General features: G+C 70.7%; 14 protein-coding genes. 4 read left to right on the top strand and 10 right to left on the bottom strand.

Going from position 1 to position 20364, the window contains the following annotated elements:
• Nucleotides 1–620: 620 nt before the first annotated feature.
• The 7 genes from HD601_RS26665 to HD601_RS26695 all read right to left on the bottom strand — a co-directional run bounded on the left by HD601_RS26665 (nt 621) and on the right by HD601_RS26695 (nt 12093).
• Nucleotides 621–2507, bottom strand: coding sequence for a heparinase II/III domain-containing protein (locus HD601_RS26665; protein WP_184827085.1), 1887 nt, complete (start codon nt 2505–2507; stop codon nt 621–623).
• Nucleotides 2504–5932 (bottom strand): alginate lyase family protein, encoded by a 3429-nt coding sequence (locus HD601_RS26670; RefSeq protein WP_184827087.1) that lies wholly within the window; start codon nt 5930–5932, stop codon nt 2504–2506. Before HD601_RS26670 ends, HD601_RS26665 begins: the two co-directional genes overlap by 4 nt.
• 58 nt (nt 5933–5990) lie before the next feature.
• Nucleotides 5991–7631, bottom strand: a complete 1641-nt coding sequence (locus HD601_RS26675; RefSeq protein ID WP_184827089.1) for a substrate-binding domain-containing protein — start codon at nt 7629–7631, stop codon at nt 5991–5993.
• 44 nt (nt 7632–7675) lie between these two features.
• The gene (locus HD601_RS26680; protein ID WP_221441333.1) at nt 7676–8515 is read right to left on the bottom strand and encodes a carbohydrate ABC transporter permease; all 840 of its coding nucleotides are present in this window, start codon (nt 8513–8515) and stop codon (nt 7676–7678) included.
• Nucleotides 8516–8622: 107 nt separating this feature from the next.
• Nucleotides 8623–9618 (bottom strand): ABC transporter permease, encoded by a 996-nt coding sequence (locus HD601_RS26685; protein WP_184827091.1) that lies wholly within the window; start codon nt 9616–9618, stop codon nt 8623–8625.
• Nucleotides 9602–10918 (bottom strand): polysaccharide pyruvyl transferase family protein, encoded by a 1317-nt coding sequence (locus tag HD601_RS26690; RefSeq protein ID WP_184827093.1) that lies wholly within the window; start codon nt 10916–10918, stop codon nt 9602–9604. The genes HD601_RS26685 and HD601_RS26690 overlap by 17 nt, the downstream gene beginning before the upstream one ends.
• A 146-nt stretch (nt 10919–11064) precedes the next feature.
• The gene (locus HD601_RS26695; protein ID WP_184827095.1) at nt 11065–12093 is read right to left on the bottom strand and encodes a LacI family DNA-binding transcriptional regulator; all 1029 of its coding nucleotides are present in this window, start codon (nt 12091–12093) and stop codon (nt 11065–11067) included.
• A 100-nt stretch (nt 12094–12193) separates the two neighbouring features.
• On the opposite strand from HD601_RS26695, the gene HD601_RS26700 reads away from it, so the two are divergent.
• The gene (locus HD601_RS26700; protein WP_184827097.1) at nt 12194–13207 is read left to right on the top strand and encodes a hydroxyacid dehydrogenase; all 1014 of its coding nucleotides are present in this window, start codon (nt 12194–12196) and stop codon (nt 13205–13207) included.
• A gap of 361 nt (nt 13208–13568) precedes the next feature.
• Nucleotides 13569–14057, top strand: coding sequence for a DUF1269 domain-containing protein (locus HD601_RS26705; protein WP_184827099.1), 489 nt, complete (start codon nt 13569–13571; stop codon nt 14055–14057).
• 18 nt (nt 14058–14075) lie between these two features.
• Here HD601_RS26705 and HD601_RS26710 read toward each other — a convergent pair whose 3' ends face one another.
• On the bottom strand, nt 14076–14984 hold the full coding sequence (locus HD601_RS26710; RefSeq protein WP_184827102.1) for a LysR family transcriptional regulator: 909 nt from the start codon (nt 14982–14984) through the stop codon (nt 14076–14078).
• A gap of 114 nt (nt 14985–15098) precedes the next feature.
• On the opposite strand from HD601_RS26710, the gene HD601_RS26715 reads away from it, so the two are divergent.
• Nucleotides 15099–15932 (top strand): SDR family oxidoreductase, encoded by an 834-nt coding sequence (locus tag HD601_RS26715; RefSeq protein ID WP_184827103.1) that lies wholly within the window; start codon nt 15099–15101, stop codon nt 15930–15932.
• 37 nt (nt 15933–15969) lie between these two features.
• Here the strand turns inward: HD601_RS26715 and HD601_RS26720 are convergent, their stop codons facing one another.
• Complete coding sequence (locus tag HD601_RS26720; RefSeq protein ID WP_184827105.1) at nt 15970–16518, bottom strand: nucleotidyltransferase domain-containing protein; 549 nt, start codon at nt 16516–16518, stop codon at nt 15970–15972.
• Between the two features lie 42 nt (nt 16519–16560).
• Here HD601_RS26720 and HD601_RS26725 point away from each other — a divergent pair, with 42 nt between their 5' ends.
• Nucleotides 16561–19464, top strand: coding sequence for a DEAD/DEAH box helicase (locus tag HD601_RS26725; RefSeq protein WP_184827107.1), 2904 nt, complete (start codon nt 16561–16563; stop codon nt 19462–19464).
• 14 nt (nt 19465–19478) lie between these two features.
• Here the strand turns inward: HD601_RS26725 and HD601_RS26730 are convergent, their stop codons facing one another.
• On the bottom strand, nt 19479–20324 hold the full coding sequence (locus HD601_RS26730; protein ID WP_184827109.1) for an alpha/beta fold hydrolase: 846 nt from the start codon (nt 20322–20324) through the stop codon (nt 19479–19481).
• Nucleotides 20325–20364 lie beyond the last annotated feature (40 nt).

Below are 20364 nucleotides of genomic sequence, written 5' to 3' on the forward strand. Positions count from 1 at the left end.
CCTTCTTCGAGTCGGTTGTGAGAGATCACTCGAAGGATCACCCGGTGGCCGTCACCCACATCTACAGCGACACGCTCACCGGGATCGGTACACCACTCTGCCGGACGTCACTTCGGTCAACGACTCAAACCGAGACGAACTCACACTGCGATCATGCAGCGCGACTCATCACAGATATGGGAGACACACCCTAGGAGACGTGCGTTTAGGCTGCCGACTCGTGCGCGCCGAGAAGAGGTTGGATCGAAGTCAAGCACCGGGCTGCCGACGGTGCAATTTGGATGGAGAACGGCGAGGGCTCAGAGCACCGGGCGTCGGAAGCCTCCGCCAGCCCATCGCTTCACGTTGCTGTCCCCCAGGTGTACCCCACTTATCCCCCACTTTCACGATGAGCTGGGCTGATTTCAGATGATGCCGCATGACGCATCATCGCAGCTCAGGCCGCCTGCACCTTATTTTTGATGATCCCTATACACCCAGTGGATCCTAATCACCCTAATCAGCGGGTTCGGGGTTCGAGTCCCTGATGGCGCACACCTGATGGCGCACTCCCACCAACGAGAAGCGGCGGAGCCCTGCAGGCCCCGCCGCTTCGTCGTCCTAGTGGCCGGATCCCCTGGTTACCCGGGATTGGCAGCGACATCGAGGGCGGGCGCCACCGCCCAGTCCGCGAGGTCCGCCACGGCGGGCTCCGGCCCGTGCACGCCCGTGGGCAGCGGCTCGAGGAGCACGCTGAGGCGGAACTGCGCCACCTCCGGCCCCGTGACGACGAGCTTGCGGACGCCGGCGTTCGGCGTCTGGCCGTCCGGATTCGGCGACGTCGGCAGCGGCACGGCGTCCATGACCGAGAACCGGGCGCCGTCGGCCGCATCGAGCAGGACGGCTCGCAGCTGCCGGCCGTCGAGGGTGAGTGTGGCGGACCGGCCGTCGGCCGCGACGTCGATGTCGGCGGACGTGTGCATGAACCACCACGCCTCGACCGGGGAGGACGCCATGACCTCGTCCTGCACGACGAAGCGGCTCCGGCCGTCGATCAGCGCCATGCCGCGTCGCCAGCTCGTCACGCCTTGGGCCGTGTACGCCTCCGACAGGTCGGCGACGGCGAAGCTCGCGTCCGGGCTCGAGCCGGTCGCCACGAGCGTCCCCCTCGCGTCGACGGCCTGACCGGGCGTCGCGTCGGGGTTGATGACGAGCGTGTTCTGTCCCTCGGGACGCTTGCGGTAGTAGGTCCAGCGACGGCCCTCGGGACCGGCCGACCAGTACCCGGGCAGGTCGTAACTCTCCGGCCCGAGCTCCGTGGCCCACCGTGTACCGAGCGCGTCGAGCACGAACGTGCCCAGATCGAGGTCGGCGTGGCTGGTCGCGTTGTCCCCCGCCTTGAACCCGAAGAAGTTCGCGGTCGTGCTGTTCCACGCGCTGCGCGAGAGGAAGGTGGAGATGGCCTCGAACTCGCGGTCCAGCGGCAGGCCGGCCTCGTCCGGCGGCACGGCATCGATCAGTCCCTGCCACATCAGGTGCAGCGGGGGAAGCGGACGCGACTGCCCTACGGCTCCTTGCTCGGCCCACCACGCGTAGGCCGGCTCGCCGTAGTGCGCGGCGAGCCAGTGCGCGGCGGTCCTCCCGGGGCGGGCGCCGCTGGGGGCGTCGTAGTAGTTGAATGGCTGGCCCGCCGGGCCGGTCAGGTAGATCCCGAAGTCGACCGTGCGGCCGAGCCCCGCGGTCTCCGTGATGCCGAAATCGTCACCGACCGCCGTCTCGAGCGACGCCATGACCGGCACGAGGAACCGGGTGGCGTAGCCCCAATACGTGGCGCCCTCGGGGTAGCCGCCGTCCGGCCCGTACCGCGCGAGCGCCACGGGCAGCGAGCCGAACGCGAGGTGCATCGCCTCGTTCGCGAGCTCCGGCTCCTCGACGCCGATGGCGAGCGCGGCCATGATCGTCCCGCCGTTGCACACGATGTTCCAGTTGTTCGTCCTCGTGGTCCACGACGCCCCGGACTCGTGCTGTGCGATCGCGGGCTCCAGCCCGAACCTGACGATCGCGTCGCGCACGACCTGGCGCTGCGCCTCGTCGAGGTACCCGTGCAGCCAGTCGTAGCCCACCGCGAACGCGTGCATGAGTTCCGCGACGGACAGGAAACTCTCCGGATTCCAGTCCGGGAACGCGGCGACGGCCGCCATCTCCTCGTACGCGCGCGCCGCGTACCGCTCGTCCTGCGTGAGCCGGTACGCCATCGCCAGCGAGTAGAGGCGCGTCTGGACCTCGCGGGTGACGATGAGCAGCGTGCGCCCGTCGGGGAACTCGTACCCGGAGGCCGGCATGGTGAGCTGCGCGTCCGCCTGCGCGATCAGGTCGTCGTACAGCTGCGCGGTGAGGTCGTCGCACGCGATGCGCTCGGCGATCCCGGCGAGCGCCGCGTCGTCGACCATCAGGCGCGGGTGGCTCGGCGTGATGAGCGCCGCGATGTCCGCGGGCGGTGCCGGAACGGGCAGGTCACGGGAGATCATCCGTCCTTCCCTCCGCAGGACTGGGCGACGGTGAGGTCGTCGAACGTGCTCTGCGTGGTGGCGTAGAGCCCGACGCCGCCGCTTCGCACCACGGTGTCGCGACCCTCCAGGATCTGTACGCCGTTCAACGTCGCGGTGATGCGGTCGCCGTGAACGGCGGCACCGAGCCGGACGGGACCGTTGAGCGGGTCAGTGAGAGAGACCGTGTCCACCGTGACCGGGCCCGACCTGTGGGCCTCGCGGATGATGCTCGCGTATCGGGTACCGCTGCTCGTCCTGCCGATGTGGATCCGGTAGCCGTAGGAGTCCGTGGTGTCGCGCAGCGAGATGCCGGCTGTGCCGACGCCGTTGATCGTGACCGTGGTCTCCGCGACGTAGTCGCACTGCTGGGAGAACCGCGCCGGCAGTGTCGATTCGGCGAGCACGTGCGCTCGGCCATCGACCGGCGTGAGGGTCAGCCGACCCGAGCCGACGGACACGTGGCCCCGGATCCCGCGCCAGGTCGCCTGATCGAGTGCCTCGGTGATCGTGATGTCGTCGAAGGTCGCGGCCCGCCGATGCGTGTAGGCCGCAGCCCCGCCGGTCGGCAGTTGGCTGTCGTTCGCGGAGATCGACGTGTCGCCGACGGTGGCGACCAAGTGGCGCCCGGCCGCGGAGACGGTCAACGTGTAGGGGTCGTTGGCTTTCAGCTCCACGTCGGTCTCCGCAAGGAGCGTGGACGTCCCGTTGTAGACCTTGACGAGCTGCAGCTTCGCGCCCGCCGGTGTACTGAGAACGTTGGCCCGGTAGTAGTTGCGGGAATCGTGGTAACGGAACGCCAGGCCGGTCCGGGCGGTCGCCTGGCCAGCGGTGCCGGGATCGATGTCCGCGGACACGATCACGTCATCCGGCACGTCCTGCAGCATGGCGAACGCCTGCATGTCCGCGCTCGAGGTCTGTGCCAGCTCGGTGTTCGATGGATCGCCGCCCAGCTCCCAGGTGCCCTGCACCGGCGTCCAGCCCTCGAATCCGCCGTCGAAGCCGTAGACGGTGCGGTCCAGGCTCGCGTCCTCGAACTCCTCGTCGAGCACGGGCGTCGGGGCGAAGGCCGGCTGGACCGTCACGGTCACGAGGTCACCGGAACGAGTGAACGCGGTCGGGGTGCCGTTCACCTTCACCACCCTCGCCGTCGGCGCGTTGATCGTGAGTGTGCCGGTGAACGGGTCCCCGAGCGAGATCCGGGCGGTCCCGCCCCGCAGCTCCACGCTGACGTCGGACACCACTCCGGACGCGTCGAGCACGGTGTCCCCGTCGTCGACCAGCGACGACCCTCGGGTCAGCGCGTACCGCGTGAGCCTGCCGTGCACGGTACGCTGGAGATACGCGGTCTCGGCGTCGGTCGCGGCGGTCCCGAACTCCCGCGACGAGGGCGTCTCCTCGCGCGAGAGGTAGAAGCGGCCGGTCTCGTGCGGCAGGTCGATCTCCATCGCGGTCGCCACGGAGTGATCCACCCCGGGCAGCTCGATGCGGGTCGCCGTCACCGAGGGCGCCGGGCCGGCCTTGCCGGGAAACACGATGGTGTCCAGTCCCGTGGCGCCGGTGGCGGACCAGTCGTAGGACAGATAGTCGACGTCTGTGAGCACGTCCTCGCCCACGCGCACGGCGCCGTCCTCGTGGACGCTCGGCGCGACCTCGACGCCGGCCGTGGTCACGGGAACGAGTTGCACCCCGGCACCCGGTGCGGCGCCGGGCACGGTGTCGAACCCGACCGTGGCGACGTTCGTCGCCGGGTCGACGGTGACCGGATCACCAGGGAAGTGCCAGAGCTGCCGATAGTCGTGCGCGGCGGTGTCACCGGTGAGGTCGTCGGAGACCACCCAGAAGCCTGGCTTGACGAAATAGACGACCCGGTCGTGGGTGACCGGCTGGTAGCCCATCGCCTGACCGCGGTAGACGTCGAGACCCGCACTCGACCGCCAGAGCGACATCGCGCGGGTGACGCCGGCGGCCTGCGGCTCTCCGTCGACCTCGATCGTGTTGTGCGCCTCGGTCGTTCTGCGCATCCAGTCGTTCGTCGGGGTCGCGCTGTAGTCGCCCACGCCGGAGTCGACGATCAGCGGACGCCCGTACGCCGACATCACCAGGCTGAGGTCGTCCGGATGCCGGTGCGAGGCGGTGTAACTGGAGTTGTGGTTGTTGATCAGCATGTACTGCGCATCGGCGTCCCACCCCGAGCGCTGAACGGCGAAGCTGATCGGATACAGCGTGGACCCCAGTGCCGGGGTCGTCCCCTCGGTTCGACCGGAGGCGACCCAGGTGAAGTCGGACCACGAGTGGCGTTCACCGGTCACCCGAATGGCGCTCCTGCCCGCGTCGGTGTTCGGGGTGTCGCCGATCAGCGCGGCCTCGAGATCCGGCTTCCGGGTCGCGAACAGCACGTCCGCGATCCAGTCCGCCGACTGGACGATCGCATCGGGAAGCTTCCGCCCGTTGGCATCCGCGACGCCGATCATGGTGTTGATCAGGTCCGCCACGTAGGCCTGATAGTTGAACGTCGGCTCGCGGTACACGCCGTCGCTCTGCATGTACGCGCGCAGGAACCGCTCGACGGACCGCACGGCGAACGACTCCCAGCCGACGGATGTCGTGAACTCGGGCAGGTACACCGCCGCGAAGTAGATCGAGCGAGCCATCGACATGTACCAGTTGTTTCCCACGTGGACCTGCAGAACCTGCGTGAGGAAGTCGGTCGTCTCGTGCACGCCGGACAGGTACGTCACCAGGTCGCCCGCGTCGGTGGTCGGTTCCGTCCGGAACACGGAGAACGCGCTGACGAGCTGGCTCAGCCGCTTGCCGGCCGAAAGATTGCGGGCCTGCGGCCAGCTCGGGTTGTCGGCGAAGAAGTCCAGCGAGATCTCCATCCACGCCTTCGCATACGCCGCACGCTTCTCCGGGTCGTTCTCGTTCACGTAGGCGCTCGCCAGTGTCGGCATGAAGGCGAAGTCGCTCATCAGGACCTGTGCGCTGCCGGGGGCGGTCTCCGTCCCGCCCCAGGTGTCCTGCCAGTCGACGTCGATCCGCTGCTCGGCGTCGTCGTAGAAGTCGCGGGTCTCGGTGCCGAACCGGAAGATCCCGGCGGCGAGCTCGTCGGCGGTCGCGTCACCGACTCCCGCCGCTCCCGGAGTCGGGTACTCGATACCCGTGCGGCCCGCGTAGTAGTCCTTGAGCTCGTCGGCGGCGCCCGCCTCATCGCCGGCCGCGAGCTCTGCCGCGACGTCGGCGAGCTCCGGACGGGTCAGGTCGAGAAGCTCGCCGAGATCCGACATGTCGGACGCAGCGGCCGGAACCGACGACAGACCCGTCGCCACCACGGCCAGCGTGACTGCCGCGCCGGCCATCACCTGGGCACGACGGCGGCCGCTCCGCCGAGAAGTGCTTCGTTGCATCTCCGTGACTCCTTTGCTGTGAAGGTGTCCACCCGGTGCTTCCGAACCATCCGTGGCGTCAGCCGTTGAGCTGAGTCCACGCCTCCTCGTACTCGGCCTTGATCGTGTTGCCGACGGCGGACATGTAGCTCTCGACCGCGGCGGCCCAATCGGTCACCGGCCGGTTTCCCAGGACGATCTCGAGCTCGGTCGCGGTCAGCGCCTGCTGCGCGCTGGCACCCTCGCTGACGGCGGTCTCGGAGTAGAGCCCCTCCGTCGGGTTGGGCACGGTGTACTGCAGACCCGCCTCTTGGTGGTCGAACTGATCCTGGACGGCTTGCTCGTTGCGCGACTCGAAGATCACCGGTGAGTTCTCCGTGATGTACCGCACTGGCAGCGTCGCCTGGTTGATGCCCTGTGATGTGAGCACCGGATCCGGACCGTCGAAGGTGAAGGTCCCACCCTCCTGACCGAACCGGCGGGTGATGTACTCGGTGCTGCCGAAGGGCGCGGCCAGCCAGTCGAGCACCCGAAGGATCTCGGCGAGGCGCTCCGGGTCGTCCTGCTTGGCGATGGCCGAGAAGTGCGAGGCCGAGGGGCCGGCGGTGCGCACCATCTCCCCGCCGGCCTCGCGTGCGGGGGAGAGCATGCCCGTCAGGCGGAAGCCCTCGATGTCGGCCCCCTGCACGTAGAACTTGGGCCAACCCGCGTAGAGACCGATCTGGAACGCGGTCGTGCCCGCCATCATCCATTCGTTGCGCTGGGTGTTCTGAACGGCGTTGCCGTCCGGGTGCACGACCCCCAGGTCGTTGAGGGCGACCGAGTCGGCCAGGGCCTGCTCGTATCCCGGCAGGGTGCCATTGAAGGTGAAGACGCCGCTGTCGTCGACCGACCATGGGTTCGCGATGCCGTTCGTCTCGAGCAGCACCGACAGGGGCGCCTGTCCGAAGGCCCAGCGACCCTCCCGATCGTTGGTGAGGGCCTGCGCCATCTCGGTGAACTCCTCGAGCGACTCCGGCTGCAAGGACAGGCCCGCCCGCTCGAGGAGGTCCGCACGTGTGTACAGCACGTTGCCGATCAGCGAGCGCGGCACCGGGACGCCCCAGAGCTTGCCGTCGTACACGGTGCTCAGCCAGGCCGGCGTCGGTAGTGCCGCGAGGTTCGGGTAGTCCAGCACGGCGTCGCCGGAGAGGTACTCGGTGAGGTCGGTGAACTTCGCCGCCAGCATCGCCGGCATCTGCTGCTGCTGACCCCTGATCGCCACGAGGTCGGGCAGGTCGTTGCCGGCGATCGTGGTCGCGAACCGGGCGTTGTAGTCCGCCGCGGGCGCGTACTCCAGGTCCAGCTCGGTGCCGAGCGCCTCGTTGATGCTCTGCCACAGCGTGTTGTCGGCAAGCTCGGGAGCGACCGGATCATACGTGAAGGTCAGCGCCCGAATCGGATCACCGGATGCCGGAACCCCGCTGGTGGTCGCCGTGGGCGGATCCGGATACGAGAAGTAGCCGGGGGCCACGTCCGGGTTGCTCGAGGCGAGGTCGGGCGGGAACTTGTCGAATGGCCGGTACGTCGGCAGCAGTCCGTCGCCGGCACCACCGCCACCGGTGGATCCCCCATTCGGCGACTGACTGCTCGGCGAGCCTGAGCAGGCCCCCAACAGGCCCATCGCCGCGAAAGCGCCGGTGGTGCCCAGGAACCTACGACGAGAGATGGTGCCGGACATGGGATTCCTTCCGCTACATCGAGGACGGGATGAAGAACAGGTGGTCAGCCCTTGACGGCGCCGATCATGAGCCCCTTGGTGAAGTGCTTCTGGAGGAACGGGTAGACGAGGAGGATGGGGACGACCGAGATGACGAGGATCGCCATCTGGATGGACAGCTGCGGTGGCAGGCTGTCGGAGCCGGCGGAGACCTGATCGACACCCATCGGGGTCTCGTTGACGACGTAGGTCCGCAGGACCAGCTGCAGGGGCCACTTTTCGGGCGAGCTGATGTACAGCAGGGCGTTGAAGAACGCATTCCAGTAGCCGACGGCGTAGAACAGCCCGATGACGGAGATCACGGCCTTGGACAGCGGCAACACGATGCGCACCAGGATCCTGAGGTCGTTCGCGCCGTCGATGCGGGCGCTCTCCATCAGCTCGTCCGGGATGTCGAGGAAGAACTCCCGCATGACGATGACGTTGAAGGCGTTGATGAGCACCGGGAGGATCAACGCCAGCAGGTTGTCGAGTAGGCCGAGCTGTTTGACCACGAGATACATCGGGATCATGCCGGGGCTGAACAGCATCGTGAAGAGAACCGCCAGCAAGATCGGGCGTGAACCGAGCGATCCGGGCCGTGACAGCGCGTAGGCGAGCCCGATGGTGCATGCCAACGACAGCAGCGTGCCGGCGATGGTCACGATGATGCTGATGAGCAGTGCGCGGGTGACCACGCCGCCGGACAGGATCGCCTGGTAGGAGGCGAGGGTCGGTTCACGGACGAGCAGCACGAAACCGCCGTTCTCGGTCACCTCCTCCTGCGTGGCGAGCGAGGTCGAGACCACGGCGAGGAACGGGAGGATGACGACGGCACAACCGATCGTCAGGATGAGGCCGCGCAAGGCTGTCAGCGCCCGGTTCGGAGGCCCCATCCAGACCGGGCGCCCGGTGGACGTCGACGGCCCCGCCTTTCGCGGCTTGGTCGTGAGCCCCAGGGGGGAGGTCGTGGTCACTTCTGGTACACCCCCCGCTCACCGAACTTGTGCGCGAGCGTGTTCGCACCCAGCACCAAGAGCACTGAGATGACACCCTTCGTGAGGCCGACGGCGGCCGCCTGGCCCCAGTTGCCGCCGACGATTCCGTGGTTGTAGACGTAGGTGTCGAGGACCTCGCTCGCCGTCGCGCCGACCGCGCCCTGCTGCAGGATGATCTGCTCGAAGCCGACCGTGAGGGCGTCCCCGAGCCGCAGGATCAGCAGCAGAATGAACACGGACCGGATCGCCGGCAGCGTGACATGCCACATGCGCCGCAGCGCGCCGGCGCCGTCCATCGCCGCCGCCTCGTACAGGGAGGTGTCGACCCGCGAGATGGCAGCCAGGAAGATGATCGTGCCCCACCCGGTGTCCTTCCAGATCACCTGGCTGGTGATGAGGACCTCGAACAGCTCCGGCACGCCGATGATGGAGAACGTCGTCATGTCGTGCTCTCGCAGGAGCGTGTTCACCATGCCCGCGTTCCCGAGGATCTGCTGGAACAACGCGACCACGATCACCCAGGACAGGAAGTGCGGCATGTAGAGGACGGACTGCACGATCCGCTTGAGCCGCTCGGAGATGACCTCGTTGAGGAGAAGGGCGAGCGCGAGCGGCAGCGGGAACACGAACAGCACCTGGATCAGCGTGATGATCAACGTGTTCGTCAACGCGTTCACGAACAGTGGGTCACCCGAGAAGATCACCTGGAAGTTGTCCAAGCCGACCCAGGGACTCTCCGCGATCGTCAAGAACGGCAGATACCCCTTGAAGGCGATCACGTTGCCCAGCAGGGGGAGGTAGTGGAACACCAGCACCACCAGCACGCCCGGGGCGGCCAGCAGCAGAAGGAGCCGGTCCCGCCGCCAGCGGGCGAGGGTCTGGCCGGGGCGTCGCGCCGGGCGGGTGGTCGCCGCCGGCGGCGAGCCCTTCCGCACGGACTTCCGAGGCGGCCGTTCAGCGAGTTGAGACAAGGTCTGCCTCCTGGGCCCCTCGGGTGAACTCGGATGCCCCCTCGCCGAACAGGATGGTGCGGGCGACCTCCCGCAGGCGGCCGACGGCCGCGGCGTTCATCGCCGACGACGTCGCCCGGGACGCGGCCTCGTCCTCGAGGAGCGCTTCGACGGCCGCGGCCGCGCCCTCCGGGCCGTCCGGCTCGATCTCGACCACGACGTCCGCCCCGCCGAGGTCGGCGTACATCTCACCCTTGACGGTGTCGGTGGGCTGACGCACGTAGAGCGTGGGCGTGCCATGGACCGACGCGAGGATCGGCGAGTGGCACTCCATGCTGACGACGGCGCGGGCGCGGGCGTAGACGGCGGTCGCCTCCTCGAGCGGCCAGTACCGGTCGAGGACGGTGACCTGGTCGACGACGTCGTCCGGGACGCGTGGCAACAGCTCGTCCTGCGCCAGCTCCACCGCGTAGCTCATCTCGGGCACGACGACGGCCCGCTGGCCCGTGGAACGGACCCAGGTGGCGATCGCGGCGGCGAGAGTGTCGAGGTCGAGGCCGACGGTGCCGGCGTTGATCGCGTACCGGCGGTCGAACTCCCGGGTGCGCTCCGTTCCGTAGATGTCCGGGTACGGCGTGTACCGCAGCCGGGGCACGAAGCACCCGAACTCCCCGGCCGTGAGACCCAGCGCGACCAGGAAGGCGTCGGCCGCAGCGTCGTCGCGGTAGCGATAGGCGAACGTGCCGTCCGGTCCGAACTCGAGCACCCCGGGGCGTGCCCTCTGGGAGCGCAGGTACTCGAGGCTGATCGAGTCTCGCGCGAACAGGAACTCGGCGCCGTCGATGATCGCGCGGGCGTCGTCCTCGAGGAACGTCGCCGGCAGGTCCTGCGTCATGACGCGCAACCGCTCGAGCGAGCCCCAGGCAGGAGGGGAGAACGGGTCGACCGTCACGCCGCCGTAGCCGTACGGGCGGCCGGACCGCTCACGCCACACGGCCAGCTCCGGCACGAGCGAGGCGCTCGCCGCCGAGCCGTGCACGAAGACGTCCGCGCCGTCCCACGCCGCGGCGAGCTCCGGCGTCGTCGGCACCCCGGCCTCGTCGAGGTCGCCCCGCACGATCGTGACGGTCGGGATCGCCCGGCGGATCATCGCCTCCTCACGCTCGCCGAGGCGCATCGGCCACAGCGTGATGCGGGCGTCGGGCTCGGCGTCGAGCAGGGCGGCGATGAGACCCGGCGAGTGTGCGACGTCGCCGATGTTCACGTTCGCCCACGACGAGCGCAGGAGCACGGAGCGGGGCGTGGCGGTGCTGGAGGTCAACGGTGTCCTTCCGTAGTGCGGCGTCCGCACCGCGATCCCGTGGCGTCCCTCGCTGGACGCCGCTGACGTTTCGTTGCGTCAACGTAGCGACAGACGCATCGTCACGTCAACGCTTTGTTACCTCATCGTGACGGGCACGACATGCGTCAGGAGGGTGACCAGGAGCGCGGCGAAACCCGCAACGGTGCCGTGCTCGCGCGCGTGATCAGCACGGGTGCGGGCTCGTCGACGAGGCCGAACCGCGTCGGCTCGTCGTCCAGGATCGCCGCGATCGCGTCGACGGCGCGTGCCCCGAGCTCGGCCATCGGCATGCGCACGGTCGTGAGGGCGGGGCGGACGTCCCCGGCGATGTCCGCGTCGTGGATCGCGATCACGGACAGGTCACCCGGGATCGAGATACCCGCCTCGTGAGCCGCCGCGTGGATCCCGATGGCCGAGAGCACGTTGTCGACCACGAGCGCCGTCGGCCGGCGGCCGGAGTCGATGACCTCCTGGAGGGCCGCGGCGCCCGCCCGGGACCCGTAGCCGGTCGGGATCGCGTCGCGCGCCTCGAGACCGGCGTCGAGCATCGCGTCGGCGTAGCCCCGGTGCCGTTCCATCGTCGGTACCCACCGGTCGCCGCCCACGAACTCGATGTCCCGGTGACCGAGGTCGAGCAGGTGCTGCGTCGCCACGCGACCTGCCGCGGCGTCGTCGATCGCGAGCCATCGGCCATCCGGGCCGTGTCGTCCCTCGACCAGGATCACCGGGGTGGGCCGGGCTCGCAGGTGGGCGAGCACCTCGTCGTCGATGAGGCCCTCGCTCCGCAGGATGATGCCGTCGATCGAACCGTGCCCCAGCAGGCGCGCGAGGAAGTGGCTGCCGGAGCGCATCCAGCGCGCGTCGCCCAGCACGACCGCCCACCCGCGCGCCTCCGCGGCGTCGTAGATCCCGTGGAACATGTCGCGGTAGATCGGGTTCTCGATCTTCTCGACGACGACGGCGATCATCCCCGAGCGTTGCCGGCGCAGGGCTCGTGCGGCGTCGTTCGGGACGTACCCCAGTTCCTCGATGACGGCCTCGACGCGAGCACGCGTCTCGTCGCTCATCCGCGTGTGCGTGGTGCCGTTGACGACGGCGGACACGACGGAGACCGAGACCCCGGCACGGCGTGCGATCTCCTTCTGGGTACCCATGCGCGTCATGGTATCGACGTAACGTCACGTCCTGCGGATGTACCCTCGGTCCCGCTGACGTCAGAGCCTGAACGCCGAGCCGTATGGAGAGGGAGCAGTCATGGCCGACGAACGGGTCCGGGTCGTGCTCGCCATGACCGACACCGCCTACCGCGACCTGTTCGACGCCGAGCTGCGGTCGCGGCTCGAGGCGCTCGCCGACCTGGTCCTGCCCGGGCCGGTCGCGAGCTTCGACCCGCCCGAGGTGCGGGCCGCGCTGGGGAGCACGGACGTGCTGCTGACCTCGTGGGGCTGCCCGCCGCTGGAGGCCGCGGTGCTCGATGCCGCGCCCCGGCTGCGGGCGGTCCTGCACGCCGCCGGCAGCGTGAAACACCACGTCACCGACGCCTGCTGGGACCGCGACCTGGCCGTCACCACCGCGGCCGATGCCAACGCCGTCCCGGTCGCCGAGTTCACCCTCGCCGCCATCCTGGCCGCCGGCAAACGGGCCCACGCGTTCGCCGCCGGGTTCCGGACCCACCCCGGCGAGCTGGCCTGGCGCCACGACATCACGGGCGTGTCGAACTACCGGCGCACCGTCGGCGTCGTCGGGTTCTCCCGCATCGGGCGCCGCGTCGTCGACCTGCTCCGCCCGTTCGACCTGACGGTGCTGGTCGCCGACCCGTACGCCAACCCGGCGGCCGTCACCGCCGCCGGCGCCGAACCGGCCGGCCTCGACGACCTGCTCACCCGCAGCGACACCGTCACCCTGCACGCCCCGGCGCTGCCCGAGACCCACCACCTCATCGACGCCCGCTCCTGTGCCCTGATGAACGACGGCGCCACCCTGATCAACACCGCCCGCGGCGCGCTGGTCGACCACGCCGCCCTGTCCGCCGAGTGCGAGACCGGCCGGCTGCACGCCGTCCTCGACGTCACCGACCCCGAACCGCTGCCGCCGGACTCCCCGCTCTACCGGCTGCCCAACGTCGTGCTCACCCCGCACATCGCCGGCGCCATGGGCACCGAGTGCCACCGCCTCACCACGCTCGCGCTCGACGAACTCGAAAGGCTGGTCCGGGGCGAACCGCTGCAGCACCGGGTGCACCGCACCGAACTGGTGGTGCAGGCATGAGTGACCCTGTGTCGAGCAGCCCGCTGTATGGAATTCCCAGCCTGATCTCATTCACCCGAACGGGGTGATTCCCCACGATCGTCGCCGGTGGTTCGCTGTCAAGACGTCCGGGGTGCGAACTCAGCCCGTCGCGTCCGCCGGACGAGTCCCTCGGCACCCGCGTGAGCTGGGCTGGCGTTCCCGATCATCGAGTAACTCGTTTCGAGATCAAGGTCTTCGAACCCGACGAGATTCTCGAGGCGAAGCAGTGGTTGGTCGATCTCGACGACGAAGACGACGATCGACCGCCCACATCCGATGACCTGGACTGATCGACAAGACCGACGTGACAGCGAGACGGCTGGTTCGAGGAGGAGGGACCATGACCACGTTCACGGTCTGGAAGTTCGAGGATCCGGAAGGTGCGGCGCGGGCGGCGGCTTCGCTGAAGGCCGCGGAGGCCGATGGTGTCGTGACGATCGTGGACCACGCGATGCTGAGCTGGCGGGAAGGTGCCGAGAAGCCCGCGCTCGAGCACAAGCAGGACAGCACGAAGCGGGGTGCCGGCTGGGGTGCGCTGTGGGGAATCCTCGGCGGCGCTCTCTTCATGATCCCCGTCGCCGGAGCCATCATCGGAGCCGGCATCGGCGCGCTCGCGAAGGCCACCGACGGGACCGGGATCACCAAGGGTGACCTCGAACGCATCCGCACCGAGGTCGTTCCCGGCACCTCGGCGCTGTTCATGGTGACCGAGGACGCGGACGTCGACCGGCTGGGCGAGCGCTTCCATGGACGGGACGCCACCCTGATCAGCACCAACCTCACGGAGGCCGAGCGGGCGATTCTGCTGGAGACGTTCGGCGGGCGCTGACGTCACCCGTCGCGACGTCTATGAGCGCGACTTCGTCGTCACCTCGCGGAGGGCCCGGCTGAACTCGGCCGCACCCGGGCTGCGATCCGGATGGGTCACGACGACGGCCTCCCTGCCGACCCTCAGGCCGGGGTCGTCGACCTTCAACCACCGGACGCCGCGAGGGACCGTTGCCGCCGCGCTCTCGGGGATGACCGCGATGGCGAGCCCGGCGGCCACCAGCCCCAGCCGGGTCTGCCAGCTCTCCACCCGATAGGCGATGTGCGGCTCCGGCAGGGTCGGCCAGGCGAGGAACTGGGGCTCGCTGCCGGAGCCCACCACCCACGGCTCGTCGGCGATGTCCTCGACGTCGACGGTGTCGACGTCGACGCGCTGGGCCAGGGCGTGGCCGGCGCTGACGGCGATGCCGTAGCTCGACGGCGGCAGCGCCTCGGTCGTCAGGCCGGTGAAGTCGTACTCCGGCAGGCCGTCGCCGCGCGCGACGAGCGCGACCTCGATCCGCCCGGCCCGCAGCCAGCGCAGCTGGGTCGGGCTGCCGGCCTCGCGGAGATCCACGACGAGCGCCGGATGACGTTCGCGCACGAGGGCGATCGCTCGCGGCACCCAGTGGGCGGCCGCGAGCGGGAACGCGCCGACGACCAGCCGGCCGGCCACGCGATCGCGGATGCCGGCGATCTCGAGCTCGGCGGCCGCCAGCTGGCTCAGGACCCGCCGAGCGTGCCGGACCAGCACCTCGCCGGTCGGCGTGAGCGTCACCCCGCGAGGCCTCCGGTCGAAGACCGCGGTGCGGACCGCGGCCTCGGTGGCGCTCACCTGCCGCGAGATGGCCGACTGGGTGTAGCCGAGGGCCTCGGCGGCGGCCGTGAAGGAGCCCCGCTGGGCCACCTCGGCCACCACGCGGAGACCCGCGAGCGTCAGCTCGGCCATGGACGCGACCTTACCTCGACACATGAGCAGTTCGCATGGGAGCGGTGCATTTCTCTCGCTTGTGCGCATGGCTCACCCGAGCGACGCTGGAAGCAGCCGAAGAAAGGACACACCGTGAAGACCTGGCTCATCACCGGCGCCTCGCGCGGCATCGGCCGCGAGCTCGCGGAGCAGATCCTCGCCCGCGGCGACCGCGTCGCGGCGACCCTGCGCCGGCCCGAGCAACTCGACGACCTCGCCGCCCGGTACGGAGACCGGTTGTGGCGGCACGCCCTCGACGTGACGGACGACGCACAGCTCGACGCGGCCGTGGCAGCGGCGTTCGCCGGCCTCGGACGCATCGACGTCGTCGTGTCCAACGCCGGCTTCGGTGTCATGGGAGTCGCCGAGGACCTCAGCGACGACCAGGTGGAGAGGACGATCGCCACCAACCTCACCGGCTCCATCCAGCTCGCGCGACGCGTCGTCCCTCACCTGCGTGAGCAGGGCGGCGGCGTGTTCGTCCAGATGTCGAGCATGGGCGGGCACATCACGTTCCCGGGCTTCGGGATCTACCACGCGACCAAGTGGGGCGTCGAGGGCTACTTCGAGTCCTTCGCCGCCGAGGTCGAGCCGTTCGGCATCACGACGATCCTCGTCGAGCCGGGCATGGTGCGCACCACCTTCTACGACGCGGCCGAGCGGGTGCCGCTCAGCGACCCCTACGTCGGCGGCCCGGCGGACGTCGGCCCGCTGTCGGTCGAGGAGATGCCGGCCAGCCAGTCCGGTGTCGCGCACGCGACCATCGAGGCGGCACTGGCCGAGAACCCGCCGCTTCGCCTGCTGGTCAACTCCGACGCCTACGAGGCCGTGACCGCCGCGCTGCGCGAGCGACTCTCCGGGTTCGAGGCTCGACGCGACGCCGCCTACGCGGCCGACGCCGAGGTCGGGACCCGGCCCGCCGCCTGACGCCCGTCGCCTCGTGCCCGGGTCGTCCTGCCGCCCGTCAGCGATCACCGCCCGTCGGCGTGCCCTGCCGGGCGAGCAGTTCACGCAACGTGGCGATGTCGCGGACGTCCTTCGGCCGCCACGGCCGGCCGTTGCGCAGGCCGGGGAACTGCTGCTTCATCGCCAGCATCCCGGCGGCGCTCATCGCCGGGACGGCGCGGCCGCCGAGCTCGCCGGGGACGTCGCCGAAGGAGCCGGTGGGGAACACCCAGTCCGACCAGCGTCCTCGCGGGCGGAACGTGCCGTCCGGATGCGCGTCGAAGTACGCAGTGCTGAAGGCGACACCGTTCCAGGTGAACTCGCGCGACTCCTCGGGCGGCTGCGTGTCCAGCAGGACGGCGCCCGCCTCGACGAGGGCCGCGGTGGCGTGCTCGCTGTCCGATCGCTCGACCCAGAGCTCGACGTCGCCGTGCTCGCGGGTGATCCGGCCGATCCGTGCGTCGAGCCCCCATCCTCCGAACAGCCAGGCCCTGACCGCCGCTCGCCGCAGGACCTCGAGGACCTCGTGGATGCCCGCCAGCTGTTCGTCCGCCTTCTCACTCGACATCTCTCCATCCTCACTGACGTGCGCCTCGGGCATGATGGGCCGATGCGCGATGCGGACCCGGCCCCACGCATCCAGGCGCAGTGGAGCGACGTCGGGTACCCCCGGCCGTTCCGCAAGCATCAGCGGCTCGCCCTCGACGCCCTCAGCACAGCATTCGCGAACGGCCGGCGCCGGGCCTGGGTCGTCCTGCCGCCCGGGGCCGGCAAGACGCTCGTCGGGCTGGAGGCGGCACGACGGCTCGGGCAACCGATCGTCGTGTTCGGGCCGAACACGGCCATCCAGGGGCAGTGGCTCGCGGCGTGGCGCGAGTTCACGCCGTCGCACATCCCGGCGGGATCGGACCGCAGCCTCGAGCTGCCCGTGACGGCCCTCACCTACCAGTCGCTGGCCACCTTCGACCCGGACGCCGAGGTCGACGAGGAGGGTCACGGTCGCGCGACAGGGCCCCGGACCGGAACCCTGCGCGACCGGCTGCACGAGAACGGGCGCGCGCTGGTCGAGGCGCTCGAGACCGCCGGTCCCATCACCGTCGTCCTCGACGAGTGCCACCATCTGCTCGAGGTGTGGGGGCGGCTGCTGGCCGAGCTGCTCGAGGACCTGCCCCGCGCGCACGTCATCGGGCTCACCGGCACGCCGCCGAACACCCTGACCGCCGACCAGGCCGAGCTGGTCGACCGGCTGTTCGGCTCGCCGCTCTACAGCACGTCGATCCCGTCGGTCGTCCGCGAGGGACACCTCGCCCCGTTCGCCGAGCTGGCCTGGTTCACTTCGCCGTCGCCGACGGAGTCGCAGTGGCTGGCCGCGCAGGCCGAGCGCTTCGCGGAACTGCAGAACGACCTGCTCGCACCGGACTTCGCGAGCTTCGGCTTCCTGAGCTGGCTCGACGAGCGCTTCGTGTCACGACGGACCCTCATCGACGACGGCGGCAGCGCGGCTCCCGCTGTGGCCTGGTCGCGGTTCGAGGGCGACGCACCGGAGCTGGCGGCGGCCGCGCTCCGCTTCCACCACGCCGGGCTGCTCGCCCTTCCCAAGGGCGCCGTCGTGCGCGAGGAGCACCGCCACGACCCCACCGCGCAGGACTGGGTGACCCTGCTGCACGACTACGTGACCGCCTGCCTGCTCCCGTCGGACCAGCCGCGCGACCAGGCCGCCGTCGACGAGATCCGGGCCGCCCTGCCGGGGGTCGGCTACCAGCTCACGAAGCGCGGGATCCGCCGCGGCCGCTCGCCGGTCGACCGCGTGCTCGCCCGGAGCGAGGCGACCACCGACGCCACGGCCGAGATCCTGGCCGCCGAGTCGGCGAACCTCGGCGGCCGGCTGCGCGCCCTGGTGCTGTGCGACCACGAACGGGCGTCGGCCACCCTGCCGGCCCGGCTGCGCGGGGTCCTCGACGCCGAGGCGGGTTCGGCGCGCATGGTGCTCGCGACCCTGCTGGCCGACCCCCGGACCGCCGGCCTGAACCCCGTCATGGTCACCGGACGGGCCGTGGCCACGGACGCGGCCACGGCGCGCACGCTGGTGGACTTCGTCGCCGGGCACGCACCGGATCTCGACCTGGACGCCGTCCCGCCGGAGGCCAACGGACCGGTCGACATCACCGGCCGCTGGCGGTCGCGGCACTGGGTGCCGCTGGTCACGCGCTTCTACGAGACCGGCGCGACCCGGGCGCTCGTCGGCACGCGCGCACTGCTCGGCGAGGGCTGGGACGCGCGCGGCGTCAACACGCTCGTCGACCTGACGACCGCCACCACGCCGACCGCGGTGGTGCAGACCCGCGGCCGGGCGCTGCGCATCGACCCGGACTGGCCCGAGAAGGTCGCCCACACCTGGACCGTCGTCTGCGTCTCCGAGGAGCATCCCGGCGGGACGAGCAGCTGGGACCGGTTCGTCCGCAAGCACGAGGGCTACTTCGCGGTGACGGACTCCGGCGAGATCGCCGCCGGCGTCGGCCACGTCGACCCCCGGCTCTCCCCCTTCGCGCCGCCGCCGGTGGCCGAGTTCGCGGCCGAGAACGCCCTCATGCTGGCCCGGGCCGAGGACCGGGACCGGGTGCGCGCGCTCTGGAAGGTGGGCACCCCGTACGGCGACGAGCTCGTGCACACCATCCGGGTGACCCCGCGGAGCGGCCGGCAGCCCGGCTGGTCCGCGCCGGCCGACGTCCTGCCGGACCGCAGACCACCCGCTCTGGTGCCGGCATCCCATGGGGCCGTCGGGGAGGGCGTCCCGGTGCGCCGTGACGGGCGAACGGCCCGATGGCGGCAGGCGGCGGTTGCCACAGCGTCCACCGTCGCCGTCCTGCTGGCGGCGCTGGCCCTGACCGCGGTGTGGTGGCCGGCGTCCGTCGCGACCCTGGTCGTCGCCGCCCTCGCCGGCGGCGCCCAGGTCCGGCGCATCCGTGCCGCTCGGCTCGCCGCCGGGCGCGACCTGGCTGCGCTGGCGACCGGTCCCGATCCGCTCGTCTTCGCGGCCGCCGTCGCCGATGCTCTGCACGAAACCGGCCTGTCGACGGTCGGCGCGGCCGCGGTGACCGCCGCCGTCGAGCGTGACGGCACGTATCGCATCGTCCTTGCCGGAGCGGACGCCGAGACGTCCCGGCTCTTCGTCGGAGCCGTCGACGAGGTGCTCGCGCCGCCGGTCTCGCCCCGGTACGTGGTGCCGCGCTACCTCGTCGACCGGCTGCCGGCGGACGACGCGGCCCTCCGCCGGGCCGGCCGCGACTGGCTCGCGGGCGACGCGCCGCCGAACGCCGTCGTCTACCACGCGGTGCCGTCGGTCCTGGGGGTCAACGCGGGTCGCGTGCGCGCCTTCGCCGCGGCCTGGAACCGCTGGGTGAGCGGCGGCGCGCCGGTGCGCACGGCGACCCCCGAGGGCGAGGGGATCCTCGTCACGCACCGCGGGCTGGACCCGTTCGCGGCGACGACGGCGCTGCGCGTGGCATGGCGGTGAGCCGCGGCGGTGAGTCAGGGCGGGCCGCCCGCGGCGGGGCGGCCGGTGGCCCAGCCGACCGCCCGCTTCGTGGCCGCGACCCACGTGTCGGGCATGGTGCTCTGGATCGCGTGCCCGGCCCCCTCGAAGGTCTCGCGCCCGACGATGGGGATCAGGTCCTCGAGCCGGTCGATCACGCGGGCGAACACGGGCGGGCTCGCGGATCCGTCCGTCAGCCACACGGGCACCTCGAGCGTCGTCAGCGCGTGCTCGTCGACGGAGAGCTGATCGGGATCACGCAGCTCGTCCAGGAAGGTGGGCGCGTTCCGCACCAGCAGCTCCCTGAACTCGGGCGGCAGCTCGCCGTCCCAGGTCCCGGGGCCGAACACGACCTCGTCGACGAAGATCCGCGCCCCGCCCTCGTGGTCGCCCGCCGCGATCCGCACGCCCACCGCCTCGAGCCTCGCGCTGCTCGACGCCAGCATCGCCCGGCTGTCCGGGTCGTTCTCGAGCAGTCCCCAGAGCGGCGGCTCGTGGCAGGTCAGTGACCGGAACAGCTCGGGTCGCCGGCACGCCAGCCGCAGGGCGACGTTGCCGCCCCAGGAGTTCGCGACCACATGGGCCGGAGCGAGCGCGAGCGTCTCGAGCAGTCCCGCGAGGTCGTCGCCGTCCTCGTCGACGCTGCCCCGGCCGTCGGCGCCCTGGCTTCGCGAGTGGCCGCGCCGGTCGTAGACCATCACCTGGAAGGAGTCGGTCAGACCCGGCAGGACGAGCTCCCACCGGGTCGCGTCGGTCCATGATCCGTGCACCAGCGCCATCGGCACGCCCGCGCCGTGGAGCTCGTAGTAGATGTCCACGCCGTTCACGTGTGCCACGGACATGACGCCCCCCGGTGACCTCGATTCCAGAATCGGCCGCTGG

It is taken from the genome of Jiangella mangrovi, assembly GCF_014204975.1.
In the GTDB taxonomy this organism is placed as follows: Bacteria; Actinomycetota; Actinomycetes; order Jiangellales; family Jiangellaceae; genus Jiangella; species Jiangella mangrovi.

What these genes read in the sequence shown, in the direction of transcription:
- HD601_RS26695 (WP_184827095.1), bottom strand. Translation starts at nt 12,093, where the DNA reads ATGGGTACCCAGAAGGAGATCGCACGCCGTGCCGGGGTCTCGGTCTCC.
- HD601_RS26700 (WP_184827097.1), top strand. Translation starts at nt 12,194, where the DNA reads ATGGCCGACGAACGGGTCCGGGTCGTGCTCGCCATGACCGACACCGCC.
- HD601_RS26665 (WP_184827085.1), bottom strand. Translation starts at nt 2,507, where the DNA reads ATGATCTCCCGTGACCTGCCCGTTCCGGCACCGCCCGCGGACATCGCG.
- HD601_RS26670 (WP_184827087.1), bottom strand. Translation starts at nt 5,932, where the DNA reads ATGCAACGAAGCACTTCTCGGCGGAGCGGCCGCCGTCGTGCCCAGGTG.
- HD601_RS26675 (WP_184827089.1), bottom strand. Translation starts at nt 7,631, where the DNA reads ATGTCCGGCACCATCTCTCGTCGTAGGTTCCTGGGCACCACCGGCGCT.
- HD601_RS26705 (WP_184827099.1), top strand. Translation starts at nt 13,569, where the DNA reads ATGACCACGTTCACGGTCTGGAAGTTCGAGGATCCGGAAGGTGCGGCG.
- HD601_RS26710 (WP_184827102.1), bottom strand. Translation starts at nt 14,984, where the DNA reads ATGGCCGAGCTGACGCTCGCGGGTCTCCGCGTGGTGGCCGAGGTGGCC.
- HD601_RS26730 (WP_184827109.1), bottom strand. Translation starts at nt 20,324, where the DNA reads ATGTCCGTGGCACACGTGAACGGCGTGGACATCTACTACGAGCTCCAC.
- HD601_RS26725 (WP_184827107.1), top strand. Translation starts at nt 16,561, where the DNA reads ATGCGCGATGCGGACCCGGCCCCACGCATCCAGGCGCAGTGGAGCGAC.
- HD601_RS26720 (WP_184827105.1), bottom strand. Translation starts at nt 16,518, where the DNA reads ATGTCGAGTGAGAAGGCGGACGAACAGCTGGCGGGCATCCACGAGGTC.